The sequence below is a fragment of the Pectobacterium parmentieri genome (assembly GCF_001742145.1).
GTDB classification, from domain to species: Bacteria; Pseudomonadota; Gammaproteobacteria; order Enterobacterales; family Enterobacteriaceae; genus Pectobacterium; species Pectobacterium parmentieri.
In genome coordinates this window covers 3,683,957-3,708,443 of record NZ_CP015749.1, presented here as the reverse complement: position 1 = coordinate 3,708,443, position 24,487 = coordinate 3,683,957, and the positions used below count along the sequence as shown (strand labels likewise).

At 52.0% G+C, this 24,487-nt stretch carries 23 protein-coding genes and 1 other RNA gene; 10 read left to right on the top strand and 14 right to left on the bottom strand.

The annotated features are described in order from the left end of the window. The 3 genes from diaA to A8F97_RS16805 are packed head-to-tail and all read right to left on the bottom strand — an operon-like array spanning position 1 to position 3,004. Positions 1–591 (bottom strand): DnaA initiator-associating protein DiaA, encoded by a 591-nt coding sequence (diaA, locus tag A8F97_RS16815; protein WP_011091952.1) that lies wholly within the window; start codon positions 589–591, stop codon positions 1–3. 41 nt (positions 592–632) lie between these two features. Beyond that, complete coding sequence (locus tag A8F97_RS16810) at positions 633–989, bottom strand: YraN family protein (protein ID WP_012822117.1); 357 nt, start codon at positions 987–989, stop codon at positions 633–635. Next, entirely contained in the window at positions 986–3,004 is a 2,019-nt protein-coding gene (locus A8F97_RS16805) for a penicillin-binding protein activator (protein ID WP_033072301.1), read from the bottom strand. The genes A8F97_RS16810 and A8F97_RS16805 overlap by 4 nt, the downstream gene beginning before the upstream one ends. 61 nt (positions 3,005–3,065) lie before the next feature. Here A8F97_RS16805 and rsmI point away from each other — a divergent pair, with 61 nt between their 5' ends. The 3 genes from rsmI to ygiD all read left to right on the top strand — a co-directional run bounded on the left by rsmI (position 3,066) and on the right by ygiD (position 5,331). Beyond that, entirely contained in the window at positions 3,066–3,953 is an 888-nt protein-coding gene (gene rsmI, locus A8F97_RS16800; RefSeq protein WP_014698523.1) for a 16S rRNA (cytidine(1402)-2'-O)-methyltransferase, read from the top strand. 25 nt (positions 3,954–3,978) lie between these two features. Further along, positions 3,979–4,357: RNase P RNA component class A (gene rnpB, locus A8F97_RS16795), an RNA gene on the top strand. 185 nt (positions 4,358–4,542) lie between these two features. Then, positions 4,543–5,331 carry a 4,5-DOPA-extradiol-dioxygenase gene (gene ygiD / locus A8F97_RS16790; protein ID WP_033072300.1) on the top strand — a complete coding sequence of 263 codons (789 nt, stop codon included), beginning with the start codon at positions 4,543–4,545 and terminating at the stop codon, positions 5,329–5,331. Between the two features lie 87 nt (positions 5,332–5,418). Here the strand turns inward: ygiD and A8F97_RS16785 are convergent, their stop codons facing one another. The 3 genes from A8F97_RS16785 to tolC all read right to left on the bottom strand — a co-directional run bounded on the left by A8F97_RS16785 (position 5,419) and on the right by tolC (position 8,933). After that, a complete protein-coding gene (locus A8F97_RS16785; RefSeq protein ID WP_012822125.1) occupies positions 5,419–6,579 on the bottom strand; it encodes a glutathionylspermidine synthase family protein in 1,161 nt (386 codons plus the stop codon). 11 nt (positions 6,580–6,590) lie between these two features. Then, positions 6,591–7,259 (bottom strand): DUF1190 family protein, encoded by a 669-nt coding sequence (locus A8F97_RS16780; RefSeq protein WP_033072299.1) that lies wholly within the window; start codon positions 7,257–7,259, stop codon positions 6,591–6,593. Between the two features lie 282 nt (positions 7,260–7,541). Then, the gene (tolC, locus tag A8F97_RS16775) at positions 7,542–8,933 is read right to left on the bottom strand and encodes an outer membrane channel protein TolC (protein ID WP_012822127.1); all 1,392 of its coding nucleotides are present in this window, start codon (positions 8,931–8,933) and stop codon (positions 7,542–7,544) included. A gap of 338 nt (positions 8,934–9,271) precedes the next feature. Between tolC and nudF the strand changes: the two genes are divergently transcribed. From nudF to A8F97_RS16745, 6 genes are all read left to right on the top strand, one after another. Continuing rightward, positions 9,272–9,904, top strand: a complete 633-nt coding sequence (gene nudF, locus A8F97_RS16770) for an ADP-ribose diphosphatase (protein ID WP_012822128.1) — start codon at positions 9,272–9,274, stop codon at positions 9,902–9,904. A 1-nt stretch (position 9,905) separates the two neighbouring features. Further along, positions 9,906–10,340, top strand: coding sequence for a DUF1249 family protein (locus tag A8F97_RS16765; RefSeq protein WP_069704158.1), 435 nt, complete (start codon positions 9,906–9,908; stop codon positions 10,338–10,340). Positions 10,341–10,446: 106 nt separating this feature from the next. Further along, positions 10,447–11,274, top strand: coding sequence for a 3',5'-cyclic-AMP phosphodiesterase (gene cpdA / locus A8F97_RS16760; protein ID WP_014698529.1), 828 nt, complete (start codon positions 10,447–10,449; stop codon positions 11,272–11,274). Then, complete coding sequence (gene yqiA / locus A8F97_RS16755) at positions 11,274–11,855, top strand: esterase YqiA (RefSeq protein ID WP_033072298.1); 582 nt, start codon at positions 11,274–11,276, stop codon at positions 11,853–11,855. The genes cpdA and yqiA overlap by 1 nt, the downstream gene beginning before the upstream one ends. An 84-nt stretch (positions 11,856–11,939) precedes the next feature. Then, a complete protein-coding gene (gene parE, locus A8F97_RS16750; RefSeq protein ID WP_012822131.1) occupies positions 11,940–13,835 on the top strand; it encodes a DNA topoisomerase IV subunit B in 1,896 nt (631 codons plus the stop codon). A 42-nt stretch (positions 13,836–13,877) separates the two neighbouring features. Beyond that, entirely contained in the window at positions 13,878–14,774 is an 897-nt protein-coding gene (locus A8F97_RS16745; RefSeq protein ID WP_033072297.1) for a LysR family transcriptional regulator, read from the top strand. Between the two features lie 40 nt (positions 14,775–14,814). On the opposite strand, the gene A8F97_RS16740 is transcribed toward A8F97_RS16745, so the two are convergent. From A8F97_RS16740 to A8F97_RS16705, 8 genes are all read right to left on the bottom strand, one after another. Beyond that, positions 14,815–15,396, bottom strand: a complete 582-nt coding sequence (locus tag A8F97_RS16740; protein WP_033072296.1) for an NAD(P)H-dependent oxidoreductase — start codon at positions 15,394–15,396, stop codon at positions 14,815–14,817. Positions 15,397–15,602: 206 nt separating this feature from the next. Further along, on the bottom strand, positions 15,603–16,463 hold the full coding sequence (locus A8F97_RS16735; RefSeq protein ID WP_012822134.1) for a ketose-bisphosphate aldolase: 861 nt from the start codon (positions 16,461–16,463) through the stop codon (positions 15,603–15,605). Positions 16,464–16,552: 89 nt separating this feature from the next. Beyond that, positions 16,553–17,404 carry a class II fructose-bisphosphate aldolase gene (locus A8F97_RS16730; protein ID WP_012822135.1) on the bottom strand — a complete coding sequence of 284 codons (852 nt, stop codon included), beginning with the start codon at positions 17,402–17,404 and terminating at the stop codon, positions 16,553–16,555. An 11-nt stretch (positions 17,405–17,415) separates the two neighbouring features. Further along, the gene (locus A8F97_RS16725; protein ID WP_033072508.1) at positions 17,416–18,507 is read right to left on the bottom strand and encodes a PTS fructose transporter subunit IIC; all 1,092 of its coding nucleotides are present in this window, start codon (positions 18,505–18,507) and stop codon (positions 17,416–17,418) included. A 25-nt stretch (positions 18,508–18,532) separates the two neighbouring features. Next, positions 18,533–18,847: a PTS fructose transporter subunit IIB gene (locus tag A8F97_RS16720; RefSeq protein ID WP_010297459.1), complete on the bottom strand. Its 315-nt coding sequence runs from the start codon at positions 18,845–18,847 to the stop codon at positions 18,533–18,535. Between the two features lie 13 nt (positions 18,848–18,860). Beyond that, positions 18,861–19,340 (bottom strand): PTS sugar transporter subunit IIA, encoded by a 480-nt coding sequence (locus A8F97_RS16715; RefSeq protein WP_033072295.1) that lies wholly within the window; start codon positions 19,338–19,340, stop codon positions 18,861–18,863. A 48-nt stretch (positions 19,341–19,388) separates the two neighbouring features. After that, positions 19,389–20,939, bottom strand: coding sequence for a BglG family transcription antiterminator (locus tag A8F97_RS16710; protein WP_082218657.1), 1,551 nt, complete (start codon positions 20,937–20,939; stop codon positions 19,389–19,391). Positions 20,940–21,356: 417 nt separating this feature from the next. Beyond that, positions 21,357–23,759 carry a TonB-dependent receptor domain-containing protein gene (locus A8F97_RS16705; RefSeq protein ID WP_033072294.1) on the bottom strand — a complete coding sequence of 801 codons (2,403 nt, stop codon included), beginning with the start codon at positions 23,757–23,759 and terminating at the stop codon, positions 21,357–21,359. Between the two features lie 219 nt (positions 23,760–23,978). On the opposite strand from A8F97_RS16705, the gene A8F97_RS16700 reads away from it, so the two are divergent. Then, on the top strand, positions 23,979–24,482 hold the full coding sequence (locus tag A8F97_RS16700) for an SUKH-3 domain-containing protein (RefSeq protein ID WP_033072293.1): 504 nt from the start codon (positions 23,979–23,981) through the stop codon (positions 24,480–24,482). The last annotated feature ends 5 nt before the right edge of the window (positions 24,483–24,487 follow it).

The window sequence follows — 24,487 nt, the reverse complement described above, 5'->3', positions numbered from 1 at the left end:
TCAATCGTTCTGGTGTGGAAAAAGTGTGTTATCAATCAAATCGCACAGGCAATTTACTGTCAACATGTGCATTTCCTGAATACGGGCGCTGCGGTGTGACGGGATGCGAATCTCCACATCCTGCGGCCCGAGCAGCCCGGCCAGTTCTCCGCCATCGTAGCCAGTCAAGGCGACAATCGTCATGTCGCGGGTAACGGCAGACTCTACGGCTTTAACAATATCGCGGCTGTTGCCACGAGTTGAAATCGCCAGTAGTACGTCGCCTGCCTGACCTAACGCTCTGACTTGTTTGGCATAGATTTCTTCATGCAAGCGGTCATTGGCTATCGCAGTTAAGACCACATTATCGGCATTTAGTGCGATAGCGGGTAAGCTGGGACGCTCTGCTTCAAAGCGGTTAATCATGCTGGCGGCAAAGTGCTGTGAATTGGCTGCCGATGTTCCGTTACCGCAGCACAGAATTTTGTTGCCGTTTAGCAGAGATTGCACCATTGCAATCGCGCCACGGGAAATAGCGTCAGGCAAGGCTTCTGCCGCTGCAATCTGCGTTTGAATACTCTCGGTAAAACAAACTTTTATTCTATCCAGCACGTTGAGTTAACCTACGTAAATTGAAATCCATCAAGGATATATTATCCCTGTGCAGCAAAGGCATTGGGGAGCCAGTTGAACGCTTTGCCCGTAATAGCCAGTACGTCAAAACGGCAATCTACCGTGTCAAAACTGGCACCTCGCTGCGCTAACCACACGGCGGCGGCATGCAGCAACCGCTGCTGTTTGCGTCGGGTGATGCTGGCTGCCGCATCGCCAAAATGCGCGTTGCGCCGATAGCGTACTTCGACAAACACCCAGATATGACGATCGCGCATGATCAAATCCAGTTCGCCGCCACGTAGCGTAACATTCGCAGCGGTGAAGGTCAGGCCCGCACGTTCAAGATAGCGCCGAGCCTGTTGTTCGTAAACTGCACCAGTCGCTCGCTGATTCAGAGCACGGGTACCAATTGGCCCTGACGGTATTGCTGCCAGGTGAGCTGCCGGTTAATGGTGCAATCCGGTCCTGCGCTTAACATTCCCGTTGCACCAGAAATCTGGTGGCCCGGAATCTGGCGCATTTCGCCAAAGTGGCTGGCGAGCGTCCAGGCATCCATCCCCATGGCATACAGGCGGACTAACGAATAATCGTTTTTAAACTGGCTGCTGACTTGCTGCATCAAGGCCGGGTTCGCGCCTGCTAACAGCGGGATATCGCTGAACTGTAAACCTTCCATTTCGAGGCGGAAGTCAGGGCCTAATCCAGCCTGGAAGCTGCGTGAGCTGGCGTAGAGCGCAGGACGAGCACGTGACGAGGTACGCATATCGATCATCGGCTTAATTAGTGCCAACTCATCTGGCGTGGCGATGATATAGACCGCATCGATATTACCGCTGACGGACGAGCTGGCCGTTGGTTGAACCTGCGATGGGATGGTCAAGCCCCCGATGGTCGTACCCGCCTGTGCCTGCTGCTGCGATACGTTGACGGGCTGGCCGTTCAGGCTTAAACCTGCGCCGCTATTGATGGCCTGTTTTAACTCTGCCGAATTGCCAAAGCGCTGTTGCAGAGCGCTGGTACCGCTTTGCTGGTTCCAGGCCTGTGCGAAGGCGTTGACGATACGGTCGCCCAGCGCGCCGCGAGGGGCTAAGACCAGAGGCTGCTGTTTACCCTGCTGATGGATAAACTTAGCTGCGTCTCTGGCTTCATCTTCTGGCGAGAGCGCGAAATAGCAGATGTTAGGGCTATTTTCTACACGTTCCGGCTGGTTCAACGCCAAAATATTCAGTGGCGACGGGTTGCTCGCCAACTGATCCACTTCATTTTTCAGCAGTGGACCGATAACCAGCGATGCACCATCTTGCTGTGCCTGAGTGAGAATATTAGCCAGCGGCTGTGAAGAGGTATCATACACTTTTACCGGAAGCGAGCTGGACAGCCCTGCGCTTGTAGCCTGTGCTGCAGGTGCTGGCGTCGTTGAGGCCACCGCCTGATCGCTGTATGGCGTGGGCGATTGGGCGTTCTGACCATCTGATGATGGGGTTACCTGTCCGGCTTGTGCGGTATCCGTTGGCGGTGCGACGGGCGCAGAGACGGCCGCTGTGGCTATCTGACCATTCTTTGCTGCGTTAAAACCTTGCTGGATAGCATTAGCGAAAACCTGCGCCTGGCCGTTAAGCGGTAACAGCAGCGCGATGCTACTTACAGACGATGGCTGATAATTGATGACCTGATTTAACTGCATAGGCAGGTTTTTCGCGGCAGGATGATGCGGATAACGGGTTTTCCAGTCCTGAATCGCGCTCTGCAACTGGTCAGGAGACTCGCGGTTGTTCTGGTAGTTATTCAGCAAATCCACCCAGCCCTGGAGTACGTTTTCATCCGCGTTAATCAGCAGCGCCCCAGACTCCTGCGGTGACATTTGCGTCAATGCCAGCCAGGTTTGATCGAGATTCATCTGGTGCTCGTCGCCTTTCAGCAGCGGCTCTTGAGCAATGTAGGCTCGCAGTAGCTCAATGGAAGGACGCCCTTGTGCCGTTTTGATTTGTGTCTGGTAGTAACGCGATTTCTGCTGCTCGGAAAGTGCGCCCACATCAAGCTGACTCAGCGCTGCCTTGGCCGCATCCATATTGTTTTGGGCGGCGGACAGTTCCGCACTGAGTAACTGCTGCTCTTGCTTTTGCGCCGCGCTCAGTTTTTCTGGCAGGGTGTTGAACTGCTGGCTTGCCTGAGGGGCTTTTCCTTCCTGTAACAGGGAACGAATAGCAAGTAATTGCCAGTCAGCCTTGTTATTATCGCTACTTTGCTGCATCTGTTGCAGATAATAATCGGATGATGCGTCAGCTTTGCCCTGAACCTCGGGTGGCGGGCTCTGCGGTGCATGGCTTGGACAGCCTGCGAGAAACAGTGCCGCTAACAAAACAGGGATAACACGCCCTGCCTGGGTACGGACTAAATGAAAGGGAAGCATACTGTATCCAGTGGTTTCTTTTAAAGATGCTCAATATTAAATCGGCAACCCGGATGAAACAATGAATCAAGACCAACAAGCAAACATTTCTGCATCTACCCTCTATATTGTCCCCACACCAATCGGCAATCTGGGCGACATCACGCAGCGTGCGCTGGCGGTATTGGCGAGCGTTGATCTGATCGCCGCAGAGGATACCCGCCATACCGGTTTGCTGTTACAACATTTTGCGATTAATGCGCGACTGTTCGCATTACACGATCACAACGAACAACAAAAAGCGGATGTACTGCTGGCTAAATTGCAGTCAGGGCAAAGCATCGCGCTGGTTTCAGATGCGGGTACGCCGCTGATTAATGACCCCGGTTACCATTTGGTTCGGCGCTGCCGCGAAGCGGGCGTGCGCGTGGTGCCGCTGCCGGGCGCTTGTGCGGCGATAACGGCGCTCTCCGCGTCCGGTCTGGCGTCTGACCGTTTTTGCTATGAAGGTTTTCTGCCCGCTAAGACCAAAGGGCGCAAAGATAAGCTGCGTGAGTTAGGGGAAGAACCCCGCACGCTGATTTTCTACGAATCCACACACCGCCTTTTGGACAGCCTACAGGATATCAGCGAAGTGCTGGGCGCTGGGCGTTATGTGGTGCTAGCGCGCGAAATTACTAAAACCTGGGAGTCGATTCACGGTGCACCTGTAGGCGAATTGCTTGCCTGGGTGAAAGAAGATGAGAATCGCCGCAAAGGGGAAATGGTGCTGATTGTCGAAGGGCATCAGATTGATGACAGTGCGCTCTCTTCTGAAGCACTGCGCACGCTAGCGCTATTGCGTGCTGAACTGCCGCTGAAGAAAGCGGCGGCGCTGGCGGCGGAGATTCACGGTGTGAAGAAAAACGCACTGTATCGCTATGGGCTGGAGCAAGAAGGCGATAGCGATGAATCGGGGGATGACAAGTAGGGTAATTTGCCCTATTATCCGCGCCGGAGTTGACCAGACAGTCGCCGCTTCACTGCCGTCCCTTTCGGGGGAGACAGGTGGAGGGGAGGAAAGTCCGGGCTCCACAGGGCAGGGTGCCAGGTAACGCCTGGGAGGCGCAAGCCTACGACTAGTGCAACAGAGAGCAAACCGCCGATGGCCCACGCAAGTGGGATCAGGTAAGGGTGAAAGGGTGCGGTAAGAGCGCACCGCGCGGCTGGCAACAGTTCGTGGCACGGTAAACTCCACCCGGAGCAAGGCCAAATAGGGGTTCACATGGTACGGCCCGTACTGAACCCGGGTAGGCTGCTTGAGCCAGTGAGTGATTGCTGGCCTAGATGAATGACTGTCCACGACAGAACCCGGCTTAACGGTCAACTCCCTTCATCATAAAACCCCGCTTCGGCGGGGTTTTGCTTTTCCTCATCTTGGAATAGTAGATATTCAGCAATTTCAAATTAATTGATGTTCTCCATCACATAACTCTGACTTTTTCTGTGTCATAAAGCGCGTAAAGTAAGGCCATCGCGTGCTGCGGCACGTTTGCTGACATCTTTCAGAGGATATGACTATGAACAACACTTCCCGGATGCCTGCACTGTTCCTCGGCCACGGTAGCCCGATGAACGTGTTGGAAAATAATGCGTATACTCAGGCGTGGCAAACGTTGGGTGAGGCGCTACCACGCCCGAAGGCGATTATTGCGGTTTCCGCTCACTGGTATACCCGTGGTACGGCCGTGACGGCGATGGAAAACCCACGCACCATTCATGATTTTGGCGGCTTCCCGCAGGCGCTGTTTGATACACAGTACCCGGCACCCGGTTCGCCTGAACTGGCAGCGAGGATCCAGCAGGTGTTGGCTCCGTATCCCGTTACCGCCGATCAAAGCCAATGGGGATTGGATCATGGTTCCTGGGGCGTGCTGATAAAGATGTATCCCGACGCGGATATTCCCGTGGTGCAACTGAGCGTCGATGGCACGCAGCCTGCCGAGTATCACTACGAATTAGGGCGCAAGCTGGCGGCACTGCGTGATGAAGGCATTATGATTGTTGCAAGTGGCAACGTGGTACATAACCTACGGATGGTTAAATGGGACGGCGATGCGGATGCGTATCCGTGGGCAATATCATTCAATCAATTTGTGCGTGATAACCTGACCTATCAGGGTAACGACCATCCGTTGGTTAATTTTATGCAGCATGATGGTGCCGCATTATCCAACCCGACGCCCGATCACTATTTCCCTCTGCTTTATGTACTGGGAAGTTGGGATGGCAAAGAAGCGATCGGTATTCCGGTCGATGGGCTAGAAATGGGATCGCTGAGCATGTTGTCGGTGCTGGTGGGCGGCTAAGCGTTCATGTGAACATGGCACGGTTTTCACCGTGCCTTCTCTTGTTGCCACCATGCAACTCGAATTATGTAGAGTATATTTTGCTGCTTAATCCAGAATGGTGTGTGGATAAAAGCGCGAGAGATCCTGAGTGATCAAGGCGCGATCTTCACGTACACCGATACCACAGGGTAGATCGTTCACCAGCCAGCTACCAATCAGCGTGTAGCTGTCGCCGAACTTCGGCAATTGATGGTATTGCTGGACGATCATGCCTTCTTCGCCGTAAGGGCCATCGGCTGACGCTATCTCTTTTCCGTTTTCGACGATCCGAATGTTCGCCCCTTCACGAGAAAACAGCGGTTTGATGACGTAACTGCCCAGCTCGGGATGTTCATCTTCCGCAAAGTAGGCAGGAAGCAGATTGGGGTGATTGGGGAACATTTCCCACAGCATCGGCAGCAGCGCTTTATTGGAAATGATACTTTTCCAGGCGGGCTCCAGCCAGCGCACGCCAGCATCTTCCAGCTTGGTGGAAAATACCTCACGCAGCATGAATTCCCACGGATACAGCTTGAATAGGTTACTAATTACCTGATTTTCAGGATCGGTAAACTGGCCTTTCTCACCGAGGCCGATTTCCTCGATGTACAGAAATTCGCTCGGCAGGCCTGCTTCCAGCGCGCAATCCTGAAGATATTGCACCGTACCGCGATCTTCTTCCGTATCCTGACAGCAGGCGAAGTGCAGCAAACCAAAGCCATGATTCAGCTTCAGATCCTCAAAGCGTTCAATCAGCTTTTCCTGAATGCTGTTGTACTGGTCAGAATTCTGCGGCAACTTCCCGGCGTTGATTTGATCTTCCAGCCAGAGCCATTGGAAAAAGGCGGCTTCGTACAGCGACGTCGGCGTATCCGCATTGTTTTCCAGCAGCTTAGCTGGGGATTTACCGTCATACGCCAAATCGAGACGTGAATACAGCGAAGGCTGATGGGTGCGCCATGAGTGTCTGACGAATTCCCAGGTGTGTTTGGGAATACGGAATTTGGTGAGCAGTGCGTCGCTGCTGACGACTTTTTCCACCACTTGCAGACACATTTGGTGCAGTTCTGCCGTGGTTTCTTCCAGTTCTTCGATCTGAGCAAGCGTGAACTGGTAGTAAGCCTCTTCACTCCAGTAGGGTTCGCCGTACATGGTGTGAAAACGAAAACCAAACTCGGTGGCTTTTTCCTGCCAGTCAGGACGTGCTGTAATATCTATCCGCTTCATTCGATACGTCCTCAGCCGCCCATACTACGGGAAGAGCTGGAGCTTGAACTGGCGCTGCTACGCTGCATGCTGGTTTGTTTGGCGACGGTTTCGCCAAAGCCACCGCGCGTAATAGTGGATGTCGTTGCAGGCTTCGGTGCCAGTGCGGTTTTAGGCACTGTCATCGTGCGGCCAGTCGTCGCATTGCCGTAGTTTTTGCCGGTAGCATCGACGAATTTGCCGTTAGCTGGGCTGGTGGGGGATTTTGAACTGAACAACGGTTGCTGTGTGAAACCGGCCCCGCCACTCATCATGCGGCCCATCATGTAACCGGCCATCAGCGGCATCCAGGACATGCCAGCGCCCTGTTGCGATTCTGCTGCCATACCTGCCTGTGCAGGAGCTTGGGTACACTGTGCTTCGCCAAATTCCGCTACGCAATCTTCTTTTGTTGCATATTTTGGTGCCGTTTTTTCCGCTTCTTTTAACGCATTATTATACGCGGTGGTGCATTGGGCAGCCATTGACGGGTTAGCTGACGAACAGTCATCTGCATTCTGGTAAAGGGAGACGGTTTCATCGGTTTGTTCGCAGCCCGCGAGGAAAAATACAGCGCTGACGGCTAGGGCAACGGGTGCCAGACGGTACGTTCGCCATTCTTTGCGGAACGTTTCCTGATTAATATTTTTTGTACGTTTCATTGTGTTTATCCCAGAGCAAAGTGTCATGATTAATGACAAATATGTGTCGCTAAGAATAGGGGAACGTTGCCTGAATTTAAAGCGCCAATGGGACTAATGGTCCTAACGAACAGACTCTTTACGTTGTTATACACTCTGTTGTGCGACATTTCGCGTTATGGAGCACGTAACCGTTTCGGTATTTTGGTGCAGCCACATGCTTCTGTGGGAAGCGTGTAGGTATGAAAAAGGGGGAACGGTGGTTCCCCCTGTATTGGATATTGGTTAAAAAGTCGCTACGGATTAACGCTGCGCCGAGGCGGTCGTCGTCTGCGGGGCGCTGTCGTCCGTTATGGTCGGCGTGGTTGACACCGGTTGACCCAGCGACGCATTCAGCGCTTGCAGATCGCTTTCATTCAGCGTTCCCTGCGCGGATTTAATGTTTAACTGGTTGATCAGATAATCATAACGCGCGCTGGAGAGCTGCTGTTTGGCGTTATACAACGTGGTGGTAGCATCCAGTACGTCAACGATGGTACGCGTCCCTACCTGATAACCCGCTTCCATCGCATCCAGAGAGCTTTGTGCAGACACTTCAGCCTGCTTGTAAGCGTTGATGCTGCTGATGGAAGCAGAGATGTTGTTGAACGATGAACGGACAACTTGGATCACTGAACGGTGCGCACTTTCTAGCTGCTCACTGGCGCTGACATAGCTGTGCTGTGCCTGCTTGACCTGAGAGTTGGTGATACCACCGTTGTACAGCGGGAGCGTAAAGTTGATGCCGACTCTGTGTTGCCCAGCGTCGGTGTCGTTGAAGTTGCCGCTATTCGTCCGTGAGCCGGAATAACGGGTATCGCTTACGCCCGTCGATGCGGTGAGTCCTAGTGTCGGCATATAGCCGGTTTCGGATGAGCGAATTTGCTCACGGGCCAAATCCTGACTCAAACGTGCGGACAACAGGTTCAGGTTGCGGTTTTCCGCTTCTTTTAACAGATTGTTGACGGCTTCGGGTTTCTGAGTAGAAAAATGCGTGATGTTCAGGCCAGCAAGCTGTGGGTAGAAATTGCCGGTAATCTGGCGCAGTGATTCCAGGGCATTGTCCAGCGTATTACGCGTCAGAACCTCATTGGCCAGTACGCTGTCATACTGTGCCCGGGCGTTCTGGACGTCGGTAATCGCAACCAGACCCACGTTGAAGCGCTGTGTCGTCTGGTCTAACTGACGATAAATTGCCTGTTTCTGAGCGCTGATATAGGACAATGAGTCAATCGCGCGCAGCACATTGAAATAGGCGGTCGCTGTGTTCAGCATCAGATTTTGCTGCGCCGTCTGGTACACGACATCCTCGATACCGGCTTGTTTTTCCTGCAGCGTCAGCGCACGCCATCTCGACATGTCGAACAGCGTTTGGGTCAGTTGTAATGACGCGCTTTTCTCATTGTTATTGACGCCGTTACTGTCACGGTAACCCTTGTTATAGGTATACTCTGCGTTGATCCCCAACTGCGGCAGTAACGTGCTGCGTGCTTCGTTGATTTTTTCAAACGCGGCGTCTCGTGTTGCCGCAGTGCTGCGTAAATCAGGGTTGGTGCTTTTTGCCTGTTGGTAGACCTGTAACAGGTTTTCAGCCTGGCTCATGGCGCTAAAACCGCCCAGGCTCAGACCAATAAGAAGAGGGAGCAATTTCTTCATTTGCATTCCTTGTTGTGCAGCAATCTCGCTATGGTAGCGCTGTCTGTAGACGAATAATTGTCGATTCTATCAGAATCTGCCAATAGGATAAGGTAGCTGAACGTGCCATCTTTCAGCGCAATACGTTCGAAGAGTCAGATAAATTGACCTTTCGGGTGATTCAGTGTGACGCTTTGTTGTTCAGTAAGATACCGAAAAGCGATGCGGTGTACGGGGATAACCCTCGGTTTCGCTGACGTCACGCCTAATAAATGCTCAAAAACAATGATGAGTATAATGACAGTGGGTTCCGTCCTACAATATTGGATTCCATTAATACTCGTTACAGGAGTGCAGCCGTGGTGTCTTCCGTGTCCGGTCCCGTTACTTTCACCAAAGATGATGTAGAAATTATTGCACGTGAAAAACTGTATGACGGTTTTTTTGCGCTGGAGCGTTATCGCTTCCGCCACCGCCTGTTTAATGGCGGTATGAGCGGCGAAGTCAGCCGTGAGATCCTGGAGCGTGGCCACGCAGTCGTGCTGCTGCCTTACGATCCGGTGCGGGATGAAGTGGTGCTGATAGAACAGATTCGTATCGCCGCCTATGACACCAGCGCGTCTCCCTGGCTGTTTGAACTGGTGGCTGGCATGATTGAGCCAGGAGAAAGCCACGAGGAGGTGGCGCGGCGTGAAGCAGAGGAAGAAGCCGGATTAAGGGTTGGCCGCTGCCGACCGATAATCAACTATCTTGCCAGCCCCGGCGGCACCAGTGAACGCCTGGCGGTGATGGTGGGCGAGGTGGACACGCGTTCGGCGCAAGGGATCCACGGCCTGGCGGAAGAAAACGAAGATATCCGCGTGCATGTGGTGAGCCGAGAGCAAAGTTATCAATGGGTTGAGGAAGGCATTGTTGATAACGCCGCCTCTGTCATTGCCTTGCAATGGTTAGCGTTGCACCATGAAGAACTGAAACGTGCGTGGGTGGGTTGAATTGATGAAACGTTATACCCCGGATTTCCCAGCCATGATGAGGCTATGTGAAACTAACTTCATGCAATTACGGCGTTTACTGCCAAAAATTGATGAAGTTGGTGAAATCGCGGTTTATCACGTCAATAATGCGGTCTATCAACTGACGATCCTTGAATCTACTCGCTATACGTCATTGGTTGAGATTAAGCAGACGGCACCTGCTGTCAGCTATTGGAGTCTGCCAATGATGAGTGTTAGGTTGTATCATGACGCGTTGGTTGCGGAAGTGTGTGCCAGCCAGCAGATCTTTCGCTTCAAAGCACGTTATGATTATCCTAATAAGAAGTTACACCAACGTGACGAAAAGCATCAAATTAATCAGTTTCTTGCTGATTGGCTAAAGTATTGTTTGGCGTATGGTTCGATGTCGATACCGGTTTTTGATACCCAATAGATTTCAATGTGCAGGAAGGTGGCCGTCGAGCCATAAGGGAAACCAACGTACTCTGCAATTTGAAAGATGACGGGTAGAGACAGATTTACGTAACCAAGGACACCATTTGGAAAGCCTGTTGACACTGCCTGTGGCGAGTGGCGCCAGAGTCAGAATTTTACAAATAACAGATACTCATCTTTTTGCGGGCGAGCATGAGACCTTGCTGGGTATCAACACCTATCGTAGCTATCACGCTGTGCTGAATGCCATCAAGGTTCGGCAGGAGGCGGTTGATTTGATTGTCGCGACGGGCGATCTGGCGCAGGATCATACGCTGCAAGCTTATCACCATTTTTCGAGTGGGATTGCACAGATCCCAGCTCCTTGCGTATGGCTTCCGGGTAACCACGATTTCCAACCCGCGATGGTAGACGCGCTGGCTGACGCCGGTATTGCGCCATCCAAACACGTGCTGCTGGGTGATAAATGGCAGATCATCCTATTAGACAGCCAGGTGTTCGGCGTGCCGCACGGTGAACTGAGTGAATACCAGCTTGAATGGTTGGAGCGTAGCCTGCAAGGCCAGCCTGACCGTTTTACCTTGCTGCTGCTGCACCATCATCCGCATCCTTCCGGCTGTACCTGGCTCGATCAACATAGCCTGCGCAATGCGCATAATCTGTCTGCGGTACTGGATCGCTATCCGAAGGTGAACACCGTGCTGTGTGGGCATATTCATCAAGAGATGGATTTTGACTGGCATGGTCGCCGCTTGCTGGCAACGCCGTCAACCTGTGTGCAGTTCAAACCGCACTGTACCAATTTCACCATTGATGACGTGGCACCGGGATGGCGCTATTTGGACCTGCTGCCGGATGGCCGCCTGGAAACGGAGGTCTATCGTCTGTCGGGCAGCGAGTTCCTGCCTGACATGAATTCGGACGGTTACTAATGCCTACGCTTCTTTATCTGCACGGCTTCAACAGTACGCCACAGTCGGCGAAAGCGACCGCGTTAAAAACGTGGCTGGCAGAACAGCACCCTGAAATTGACATGGTGATCCCACAGCTTCCACCTTATCCGGCGGAGGCGGCCGAAATGATGGAATCGTTGATTATGGCGCGGGCGGGTCGTCCGGTGGGGATTGTTGGCTCTTCCCTCGGTGGTTATTATGCCACCTGGCTATCCCAGTGTTTTATGCTGCCTGCCGTGGTGGTGAATCCTGCTGTGAAGCCGTTTGAACTGTTACTGGACCATCTGGGAGAATATCAGAACCCCTACACCGGTGAACAATATGTGCTAGAGTCTCGGCACGTTTACGATCTAAAGGTCATGCAGGTTGACCGACTGGAATCGCCGGATTTGCTCTGGCTGCTGCTGCAGACGGGGGATGAGGTTCTGGACTATCGTCAGGCAGTCGCGTATTACACGGCCTGCCGTCAAACGGTGGAGTCAGGGGGCAGTCATGCCTTTGTCGGATTTGAGCACTTTTTCACATCGATCGTGAATTTCTTAGGGCTTACGACAGACTGAACCGCTGCATATGCATTGAAAAACGAATCGCTGAAGGCGGTTCGTTAAACACCATTCACTGAACTCAAAGAATTAACGCAAACTATGGCTCAATCAAGTTATAACGCTGATGCGATTGAAGTACTCAGCGGGCTGGAACCGGTGCGCCGTCGTCCGGGAATGTACACCGATACCACGCGTCCTAACCATTTGGGACAAGAGGTCATAGATAACAGCGTTGATGAAGCGCTGGCGGGTCATGCACGCCGTATTGATGTGATTTTGCACGCCGATCAGTCGCTGGAAGTGATTGATGATGGCCGTGGGATGCCGGTAGATATCCACCCAGAAGAGGGTGTCCCCGCTGTTGAGCTGATCTTGTGTCGTCTGCATGCGGGTGGCAAATTTTCCGGTAAGAATTACCAATTTTCAGGGGGCTTGCACGGCGTAGGGATTTCCGTGGTGAACGCTCTGTCTACCCGTGTTGAAGTCACCGTGCGTCGTGACGGTCAGGTCTATGACATCGCCTTCGAAAACGGCGATAAAGTACAGGAACTCACTGTAACCGGCACCTGCGGACGTCGTAATACCGGGACTCGCGTGCATTTCTGGCCGGATGAGACATTCTTCGACAGCGCACGTTTTTCTGTCTCTCGTTTGACGCATCTGCTGAAGGCCAAAGCGGTCTTATGCCCCGGTGTAGAAATCGTCTTCAAAGACAAAGTGAACAACACTGAGCAGCGCTGGTGCTATCAGGATGGCCTGAATGATTACCTGTGTGAGGCGATAAATGGCCTGATCACGCTGCCAGAAAAACCGTTTTTGGGCTCGATTACCGGCGAAACTGAAGCCGTAGACTGGGCTCTGCTCTGGCTGCCGGAAGGCGGTGACCTGCTGACGGAAAGCTACGTTAACCTTATTCCTACACCGATGGGAGGGACGCACGTTAACGGCCTGCGTCAAGGGTTGCTGGATGCGATGCGTGAATTCTGCGAATTCCGTAATATTCTACCGCGCGGCGTGAAGCTGAGCGCAGATGATATCTGGGAACGCTGTGCCTATGTGCTGTCGGTAAAAATGCAGGAACCACAGTTTGCCGGGCAGACCAAAGAACGTCTGTCTTCACGGCAGTGCGCTGCGTTTGTATCCGGTGTTGTGAAAGACGCGTTCAGCCTGTGGCTGAATCAGAATGTGCAGGCTGCGGAACAACTGGCGGAGCTGGCAATTTCCAGCGCTCAGCGCCGTATGCGCGCCGCCAAAAAAGTGGTGCGTAAAAAACTGACCAGCGGACCGGCGTTGCCTGGCAAACTGGCGGATTGTACCTCGCAGGATCTGAGCCGGACGGAACTGTTTCTGGTGGAAGGGGATTCGGCGGGCGGATCGGCGAAGCAAGCGCGCGAACGTGAATTCCAGGCGATCATGCCGCTGAAAGGTAAGATCCTGAATACCTGGGAAGTCTCGTCCGATGAAGTGCTGGCTTCGCAGGAAGTGCATGATATTTCGGTGGCTATCGGTATCGATCCCGATAGCACCGATCTCAGCCAACTGCGTTACGGCAAGATCTGTATTTTGGCGGATGCGGATTCCGATGGCTTGCACATCGCAACGCTGCTGTGTGCGCTGTTTGTCCGTCATTTCCGTGCGCTGGTTCAAGGTGGGCACGTTTATGTCGCGATGCCGCCGTTGTACCGTATCGATCTGGGCAAAGAGGTTTACTACGCGCTGGACGAAGAGGAAAAAGCGGGCGTGCTGGAACAGCTTAAGCGCAAGAGAGGCAAGCCGAACGTACAGCGCTTTAAAGGTCTGGGTGAAATGAACCCGCCACAACTGCGCGAAACCACGCTGGATCCCAATACCCGCCGTCTGGTGCAACTGACTATCAACGACGAGGAGATGGAGCAGACGATGGCGATGATGGATATGCTGCTGGCGAAGAAACGCTCGGAAGATCGCCGCAACTGGCTGCAAGAGAAAGGCGATAAGGTGGAGCTCGAAGTATAACGCCTTGATCGGATACCTCATCGACGGCAGGTATATTCGCTTATGAAAGTCACGCTTGAGGAACTTCAGGCTTTTGTTGTCGTGATTGAGACGGGTTCGATCACGGCGGCGGCGGAACAGCTTGGGCAAACCACGTCTGGCATCAGCCGGGCGTTGCGGCGTCTGGAGGACAAGCTGGGGACGACCCTGCTGCACCGTACCACGCGACGTCTCTCTCTTTCCGAAGAAGGTTCAATGTTCCTTGAGCACGCCCGTGGCGTGATTCACGCTGTGGAACATGCCGAAGAACAGGTGTTATTGCGGCACGAGCAACCGAGCGGACGGCTGCGGATCAATTCGGGTTCGGCGTTTATGCAGCATGTGATTGTGCCTCTGGTGCCGGAATTTCGCCGCCGTTATCCCAAGATCGTTCTTGAACTCAACACCGATGATTTCATTATTGATTTGCTAGAGCAGCATACCGATATTGCGATTCGTATCGGCACACTCAAAGACTCCACTATCCATGCGCGGCCGCTCGGTGCAAGCAAGCTGCGTATTGTTGCCAGCCCTGATTATTTACAGCAGCACGGTACTCCCGCGACGGTCGAGTCATTGGCCGATCATCTTTGTCTGGGGTTTACCCAGTCGGAGTCGCTGAATCACTGGCCGCTGCGGCATGGGCTTCAGGACTTCTATACCATCAAACCAGTACTATCAGCCTCAAACGGCGAGATCCTGCGTCAGCTTGCGTTGCAAGGCGAAGGGATTATGCGTATGTCTACCTTCCTGATCCGTGACGATTTGGCTGCGGGGAGGCTGGTGCCGATCCTCACTGAGGAGACGGTGGAAGCCAGTTTGCCGGTTTACGCGGTGTATTACCGCAATAGCCAACTGGCGGCACGTATTACCTGTTTTCTCGATTTTATGAGCGAGAAGCTCACGGAAAACCCGCTGTGAGGCGTGATTCACAGCGATGTAAAAGCGCATAAGTCGCCGATTAGGCAAAGAGTTTTTCCAGATGCTTACGGTAGTTTGCAAGATAAGCGGGGACGTCCGGTGCCTTGATTACATCGTTACAGATGAAGGTCGGCAGTGGGGATAACCCGATAAACTGGTTCGCTTTATGGAACGGTAGATAAACCCCATCCACCCCTACACCGTGGAAGAACTGATCGGGATCGTCAAAGGCTTCCAGCGGCGCATTCCACGTCAGAGACAGCATGTATTTCCGGCCTTGCAATAACCCACCAGAGCCGTATTTCTTGGTGGCATCTGAACGGCTGCGGCCATCGCTGGCGTAAAGCGAACCGTGGCCGGCGGTAAACACGTCATCGATGTATTTCTTCAAAATCCACGGCGTATCCATCCACCATCCCGGCATCTGGTAAATGATGGTATCTGCCCACAGGTAGTTCTGAATTTCCTGTTCAATATCATAGCAGTTGTCCACGACCGTCACGCGGATATCGTGGCCTTGATCGCGCAGAAAACTGGCGGCGACATCGGTAAGAGTATTGTTCAGTTCACCTTTGGAATGGGCGAACGATTTACCTGCGTTAATCAGCAAAATATTCTGCATAGGTTTGTTCTCGAATGGGTTATCAACGAAGAGGTTGGGCGTAGTCTAGGGGAGCGAGCGATGAAGAAAAATGGGTGATGGCGCATAACACTGTTGACTGAATATCAACAATAAGAAACAGAATGACGCTATGTTGAAATAATACATAGAGGGTAAAAGGCAAGAGACTCTTCCCCTTGCCTTGTTCAGATCGTGTGGCGTATCTATCAATATAAAGTGGCTTTTCCTGTTGAGCCGAAGAGCGCCATTTTGTAGCGGATCACCTCTTTTGCCGCGTTAATAGGTTCCGGGTAGATGGCATTAGGATCCCACCAGGTTTCACGGCTGAGTATTTCCCGCGCTTTTTGGAAATAGGCGAATTTCATATCGCTGGAGATATTGATTTTGCCGACGCCCAGCGTCACCGCTTCGGCAATCTCGGCGTCCGGGTTTGCCGAACCGCCGTGTAGAACGAGTGGGATAGAGACCCGCTGCGAGATATCCCGCAGGATATGCATTTGTAGCTCTGGCTTCAGATCTTTGGGGTAGATACCGTGCGCGGTGCCGATGGCAACGGCTAATGTATCGACGCCCGTCCGGTTGACGAAATCTTCCGCCTGCTCGGGATCGGTATAGATCACTTTGCTGACGCCGCCTTCTATCGTGGTGCCCGTATCGCCAATCGTGCCTAATTCCCCTTCAACGGAAACGCCAACGGCATGCGCCAGTTTCACTACTTCGGTGGTGAGTGCCACGTTCTCCTCATAAGGCAGGAGTGAGCCGTCGATCATCACGGAGGTAAACCCGCATTGGATGGCGCGTAGAACGTGCGCAATCGAGGCGCCATGATCGAGGTGGATGACAAATGGCACCGGACTGCGCAGCGTTCTTTCTCGCACATAAGCGAAGAACTCATCGGTGACGAAAGCCAACTCGCTCGGATGGATAGAGATGATGGCGGGGGTATTCGTTGCTTCGGCTTCTTCCACCACGGCGCGGATAAAGCAGCTATCGGCCACGTTAAACGCCCCGATAGCGAAGCGATGTTCACGCGTGGGCTTAAGCATATCGGTCATAGAAATCAACATGATGTGTCTCTCCTGTGTCGGATAAAGGGCAAAGCATTCCTGTACCAGTGGATAACCACTGATGGTGAAAGTCGGTAAAGAGCGAACGGTCAGGCTTTGTTAGTTGAACCAGACCAACTGAGATAATCGACGACCACGTCGCGGCAGGCGGTTTCCATCGTCGCTAGCAGGTCAGATAGTTCCATCGTTGGGTGCTGATGTAGTGCCTGCTGCAATGCCGTTTTTCCAGCCTCAAAAACGGCCGCACCGACGTTGATTTTGGCGACGCCGTGACGGCTGACGCGACGAATGTCGTCGGCTTTAGTGCCGCTACCGCCGTGTAGCGCCAGCGGCACCGTGGATCCCCGATGCAGCGCTTCCAGACGTTCAAAATCAATCTGTGGCGTCACTCCTGTAGGGTAAATACCGTGGGCGGTGCCGACCGATACGGCAAGCAGGTCGATACCGGTTTGACGGATAAAGGGAATGACATCTTCCACCTGCGTCATTTTCACGGTGGCATCCTCAAGGTCGTAGACGGGGGCATCGGCGATATGTCCAAGCTCACCTTCTACGCAGACGCCAGCAGTCACGGCTATCTTCACCACCTGCTGCGTGCGCAGGATGTTCTCCGCCAGTGGGTAGCTGGAAGCATCGATCATCAATCCAGTAAACCCCGCGCGGAACGCCTGCCCAATCAGGCTGAATGCTGTGCCGTGATCCAGGCTGAGCGCCACAGGAATGGTTGCCTGTTCAGCCAATGCCTTGATCAGCGGGACCGCGAGAGGCGGTGGAAAGTGCGTACTGTGCCCTTGGTACACATTAAGGATCAGCGGCGCACGCTGTTGCTCGGCGGCGGTAATGGCCGCACGAGCAGTTTCCAGATTGAAACAGTTGATGGCGAGCACGGCATATTGCTGTTGATACGCGTCATCAATGAGGGTTTTCATTGCGGCATACATGGCGGCTCCTGTTATTCGATAGTGAATTTAATGTCTTCGTCACGCACGCGACTGTCGTCAACGTCGTCGAACTCTTCATCAGCCTGTGTGACGCGTTTTTTAATCAACGACAGCATCACGCCGCAGATTACGGTGCCGATACCGAGCGCCAGACAGAACATCAGCGGCTTGGTAAACAAGGGGACAACAAACATGCCGCCGTGTGGCACGGGTGCCTCCACACCCCAGACCATGATCAGCCCGCCCGCAATGGCGGAGGCGACGACGCAACTGGCAACGACCCTGAACAAATCGCGTGCGGCAATCGGGATTACCCCTTCGGTGATCATGCAGATCCCCATCGGGAAGGCGGCTTTCAGCGCTTCTTTTTCTGCACGGGTGTATTTGTAGCGGGTCAATAGGAAAGAAAGCGTGATGCCAAAAGGTGGAATGATTGAACCGACAAATTTGACGGCTTCCGGCCCATAAATGCCATCGACCAGCATACCGTCCGCGAAGAGCGACATCGTCTTGTTCACTGGTCCGCCGAAATCGAAGGTCGCCATCGCCCCCAAAATCGCGCCCATCAGGAATTTCGAACCGCCCTGCATGGATTCCAGTAGGTGAATCAGCGTTTTTTGCAGCCAGACGATGGGTTGACCGATAAACGTCATCATCAGCAGTCCGGCGATAATGGTGCTGAGCAGCGGCAGGATCATGACTGGCATCAGCCCCTGCATCGACGTGGGTAGCTTGATGTAGCGGCGCAGCAGCAACACCGTGTAGCCGACTAAAAAGCCACCGAGAATACCGCCGATAAACCCGGTTTGAATCTGGCCGCAGATAAAGCCCACAATCAGGCCGGGTGCGAAGCCGGGGCGATCGGCAATGGAGTAGGCGATCGCGGCGCTGATCAGTGGAACAATCAGGCCCATTCCCCAGCCGCCGATCTGATTAAGCATCCATGCGATGCTGCCGGTTTGCTTACCGACATCCGGGCCACCGATGACCTGACCAAGTGCAATGCAGATCCCGGCGGCGACAATCAGTGGGATCATCCAGGAAATACCGGTAAGGAGATGCCGTTTTATTTCCTGTCCAACAGTTACTTTTCTGGTGTTCATAATGATTACCCCGAAATGGATATATTCAGGCACCCGCTAAAGAGCTAGCGACTTTTTCCAGAAACTTGATGGGAGATTTAATAACGACCTCCGTTTTTACCCGAACGATAGGTTTGCCTTTAAATCGCTCCTCTCCTGTTATTTTGATATCGATAGCCAGAATAACGACATCGGCAGCGGCTATTTCATCGGGAGTTAATTCATTTTCGGTGCCAATCGTGCCTTGGGTTTCCACTTTGATCGCGTAATTTAACGCGTTGGCACCTTTAATCAGTTTCTCGCGTGCTATATAGGTATGCGCGATACCCGCCGTGCAGGCGGCAACACAAACAATATTCATTTTGAGCCTCGTCTTATGTCGGAGTGATAGGCGCTGTTTCTGCATACTGACTAAACAGCCGAATAATTTTATGGGGATCGGATTCGTCCAACAGTTGAGCAATCACCTCATCATCGGCCAGTGCACTGGCAACCTGAGACAGCAGGCGAATGTGTGTCGTGTTCTGATCTTCCAGACGCACGGCAAAGAGAATAATGCAGCGAACCTGGCTACCGTCGAGTGTTTCCCAGGGAATATCCTGACGGGTACGGCCAATCGCGAGCGTGGTTTGTTTTACAGCGGATGATTTCCCATGAGGGATCGCAATATGGTTTTCAAAACCGGTCGACCCTTCAGCTTCGCGTAACCAGACATCGTGAATAAAATCCTGTTTGTTGATAATGGCGCCATCGGCATACAACAGATCGGCTAATTCATTAATCGCTTCATCTTTATTAGTCGCGGACATATTTAATTTTACGCGGTTGGCATTCAATATTTTATTGATATCCATTTATCACACCTCATCTCTAAATTTAAAAAATTAACGTTCGGCCAATAATCAATGGGGGACGGCCTGATGCAGTTGATTAGCGATAACTTTTTCGGTAACGCGTTTAATGTCATCGTCATTAAAAAAGGCAGAGACATAAACAACAGGAATCTGTTGCTCTTCCAGATGAATCGTAGAAATAACCAGCTCAATATCTTCCTGTTGGCAAAATATCTGCATATTACTGGCCGAAATAACGCCAACAATAATCCAGTCAGGAAACGCGCGTAGAATTCGATTTTTTAGTAGATGTGACGTTCCTACTCCACTGGAGCACACCACCAGAATACGTTTGTGAGCAATTTGACGTTCCAGCGCAGCTTGAAAATGAATGGTTAGGTAGCCGATTTCATCTTCAGCGACCGGTTTTAATTGAAATCGCTGACAGATTTCACTCATGGCTTGCTGAGTGATGTCATAAATATCGATAAACTCGCTTTTGATATCGTCTAATAACGGATTGCGAATGTGTATGTGATATTTTAACCGGTTAAGCAATGGCTTGATATGAATAAGCAATCCTTCATGTAATAACTTATCCGTGCGCAGATCGATATTGATTAAATCAGAAAATATCTGTGTTAGTACTCGCGTAATTTTTCGTGATTCACCGTTAGAGAATGGGTAGCGGAGTTGTGGATTGTCCGCACGTTCTTCCATCACAATGCCTGAAGAAATAATATATTGGTAAATAAACCAGACCTCATCAGACGGGAGCGTACTTTCGACGCGTTGCTCTATTTGGGTCACCATATTTTGAGCGATGGATAATATGTGATTATCAACCTGCTGATGAACCGATTCTTCCGCCATGATGAGCGCTTTTCCCTGTGCAATGCGGTGCATCATAATTAAGGTATGGGTGAAAATATTGATGTAATAAGGCTCCCCGAGTGGATAAGAAAGCTGTTTTTCCATGTCCTGTAACAGCGCTTCGACGAAGGAAACGTTATTTTCTCCGAAATAGTTAATCAGTGCCCTATAGCTGCCGGGGTCAAGACGAGAGTGGTTAAGCGGGCCGGGTTCTTTATGATGCATAACGTCATTAATCAGTGATGCCATCGCCTGACGCACCTGATTCTCACTGCCTTCAATGTGCGTGCCGCTCTGGCTGCGCACCAGCGACAATCCCAGTGGATGTAGCCAGCTTTCGATGATTTTCAGATCGTTAACGATAGAGGCGCTGCTGATGAAATAGCGTTCAGACAGCTTGCTGATGGAGGTTTCGTGAGGCGTGTCGCTTAACAACTGTGAGGCGATTTTGACGCGACGCGCATTATTGATCAGGGCATCGGTATCTCCATCATCCACGACGAGTTGCTGTTCCAGCAACGTGAGGTGTCTGTCGTTATTCGCTGTTAGCATGATTCCCGCACCGACCTTTTTGTCTGGATAAATATTCCAGACAGAAAGGAAGGCTTCAACAAATTGCATATCACGATAGACGGTTTTTTCAGACACATCCAGGTAATGTGCAATATCTTTAACCGTTACATATCCCTGGTGTTGTAACAGATATTTCAATAAACGGTTCTGGCGGGAGGTGAGTGGTTGCATCATATTACCCTCTGTGATTCGTTAGATTTTCTGATGCTTATCGAATTGATAATTTTTTCTAAATAATTTCCTGTTTTATTTTCTTGGTTCGTTTATTTAAATAGGATGGTGTAGTGATTAATCTAGTCGCGATAGTCGATAGGGACAATACTAAATGCTGTCCGTTGAATAGGACAAAATTAAAACATGATGCTTGCCGAATGTTAATTGAGACGACGATCACGTTATCAGATGGAATAACTGTGATCCCCTCTGCATATTAATTATTTCGTTGAGTCATGTCGTGAGAGTAAAAATATCAGTAAGCCAACGCGGTGAAATAAAAAGGCAAGAAAGCCGTACTGCGCATTCTTGCCTGATGACGGCGGCGATGCCTGAACTGAACATCGCCTTATTTCAGAGGGTCATCGTGTCTGCCGATTAGAAATCGACATTCACACCCAGTTGGAAGGAACGGCCGGGGGCTGTAGACAGGGCGCGATCGTATTGCCCCTGTCGGTCATTGGTTTCGATCTGACGGCTGCTCAGGTAGTCCCAATATTTACGGTCAGTCAGGTTATACACGCCACCACTGATTTTCACGTCTTTGGTCACGCGATAGTAGGCGGTCAAATCCACCATGCCATAACCGGGGATCCGCATATATTCGGCGGTAGAGTCAGTGATTGCCGTGCCTGCATTAGGGTAGTTTTGACGATTCGTATCCTGCGCTTGTTTTCCTTTCTGGAAAGTCGACGTCAGGGCGGCACCATAGCGCTGGGAAGGATCGTCATAGGCGATGCCAATAACCGCTTTCATCGGGGCGACGCTGTCGAGATCGACATAGCGGTCACCAAGATAGCGAGACTGTGATTGACCTTTGGTGTAGCCAAATGCCAGCGTGGTGCTAAGCCCATCCACCGCTGGGAACCAGGTGCCTAGCTGTACTTTGCTACTGATTTCACCGCCGTAGATGTAAGCTTTATCACGGTTTTCTGCCTGAAATATGGTACTGATATTGCTCGGAACCATGGTAAATCTATCTGGATTAGCTCCACGACGGTAGCGGGTATTGGCGATAAAATTCTTATACGTGTTGTAGAACAGCGCTGTGCGGAACGTGACGCCCTCCGTTGCTTCGCCTTTTAATCCCCATTCTATGTTGTTGCTGGTTTCCGTTTTGAGGTCGCTATTGCCGATAAAGGCATACTGAAACGGACCGGCAAAGTTGGCGTCAAGGTTGGTGCTGCCATAAAGTTGGCTGGCATCGGGGAACTGTGCGCCACGACGGTACTGCAAATAGGTCGTCAGCGTCGGGGTAATATCGTAGAGGAAGCTCAGTGAAGGCAGAATTTGTGTATCGCTGTTGGCTTTACCGTACAGTCTGTTGACATCGGATCCACTGATTACGCTACCGTCACCGCTCAGGCGAACTGTGTTGGTCGCTTTGGTACGCTGATGGATGGCGCGCACGGCAGGGACGACCGAGAAGGCGTGCCCAGCCAGATCCCAAGAGACGGTATCCTGCACGAAGCCGCCGATGGTGTAGCTGTCGCTATCGGCTTCTGGCTGCATAATGTTATTCGCACCCGTTTGGTTAGGCGATTGCCTGAACGGACGCTCTGTTTTGGTTTGGCTGGTATTGAGGCCCCAGCTAAACTCGTGACGATCCCAGCTTTTCACCAGATGGGTATCGAAGCCGTAAGTTTTTACATTGTAATCAGAATAGACACGATGGCTATCGGCGGCAGCCATTCCCGTGGTTGCAGGTAGCCAAGTGTTGTCATGCGATTCGCTGTTTTGGAAGTAAATGCGGCTATCAACTAAATCAACCAGTGTGTTGTTGGCGGGCGTCCAGCGGTCTTTCAGGCTGGTGCTCCAGCGGCGAGTCTCGCTGCTTTGTTGCGCGGTGCCATAAATCGTATTATTGCCGCTTGGCAGGCTACCCCAGTAATCGTAGTGGGTGTGGTTGGTTTTATGATAGTAATCCAACGTACCGGTGAGTTGGTGTTCATCATTCGGTTGCCAGATGGCCGATGCCAGAATGGCGTTAGAGTGCCAGTTTGCTGGGTAAGCGGCGATCTCGTCGCTGTTGTTACGCGTTTGCTGGCCGTCACGACGACTGAGAACGACAATGCCGCGCAGTTCGGCATCACCGCCTGCGGCGGTGATGCCGTTATGCCAACCATGGTTGGCAGAGTCATAATCACTCTGGAAGCCGACATACTCCTGTTTATTCGCGCTTAAATAATCATCTGCTGATTTGGGACGGAACGAAACACTTCCGCCTAGCGCATTGATCGCATTTTCCGCTGAGGTTGCACCGGATTCGATATTCACCCGTCCATAAATATAAGGGTCGACATAGTCACGCCCCATGCCAAACGTATTAAACCCAGCTCTGCTGGCATAACTGCGCCCTGTTGCATTAGGCAGAGCGATGCCGTCGGTATCAATGGCGACGCGATTGCTTTCTATTCCGCGAATGTTGTAGCCCGTGTAGCCGCCGCGATCGAAGCCACTTTTCCCTGTATTACTGCCACCGCTGGAGCCCGTGGCGCTGATTAACGGCTGGTAACGCATAATGGTGCCAAAATCGTTACCGCCATTCTTTTGCATATCATTGGCAGTGATTGAGACGGATGAGCCCGCTTTTTTCTCAATTTCAGGGGCGTGTACGGTCATGACGTCACCCGTCGGTTCCGTTTTAGCCGCCGCGTTGTCTTCATTCTTGCCGTTGAGTGCGCTATTGCCCGTGGTGCTATCCGCTGCCATGCTGTGAAGCGCGACGCTAGTCAAGATGCCGGTGAGAAGAATCTTATTTAACTTTTTGTTAATTAACATAATGATACTCTGCTATAAGGTTGTTCTGACCAGCGGCGTTGGGGAAACATGGCGTGCTGGTAGCTAACGTCTGCAAGGGAAATGCAAAACGGCGAATAACATTAATTATCATGTGGTAATGATAATTATTATCAATATGTTAATCATTATCGTTTGTTGCGGCAATGAAGATGAATAATTCTTAATGAAACGGTCTGTGGGTTAGCAAGGTGGCTAACGATGTTGATTGAAATACCTGAGTCCGTTCTTCCCCTTTTTCAGGCGGCAGGCTGGCCACATAACGTCGCGCAATCAGCCCCGTTGTTTGTGTCTGAGAACCATCCGGCTTGCGCGATCCTGCAAGCATTCGGTGAGCTGACGGTTGGGCAATGCGGTACTGGGGAAGAGTGCGCCAGCGGCGATATTGTTTTTGGCGGCAGTGTAGATTTGCAGGGGGATGAAACGCTGCTGGAGTGGCAAGATATTCTAAGCACGACGCTGATTCTTATCGGTGAGACACATCATTCGCACGGTGCTCTGCTTATGGATGCGACGGGGGCCTGCTACGGAATGAGTTTTGTGCATGAGGCGTTCTGGTTTGAAGGGCCGTCTTTCGGCGCTGCCGCTGAGCGCATCCTGTTGGGGCGCAAGGGGCAACCAATGTTGCGGCCAGATCAAACGTCGATTTCCGTCTGGGGTGAAACGGTGACTGCCGATCACCCGAGCGTTTACCACTATCGCTAGCCACC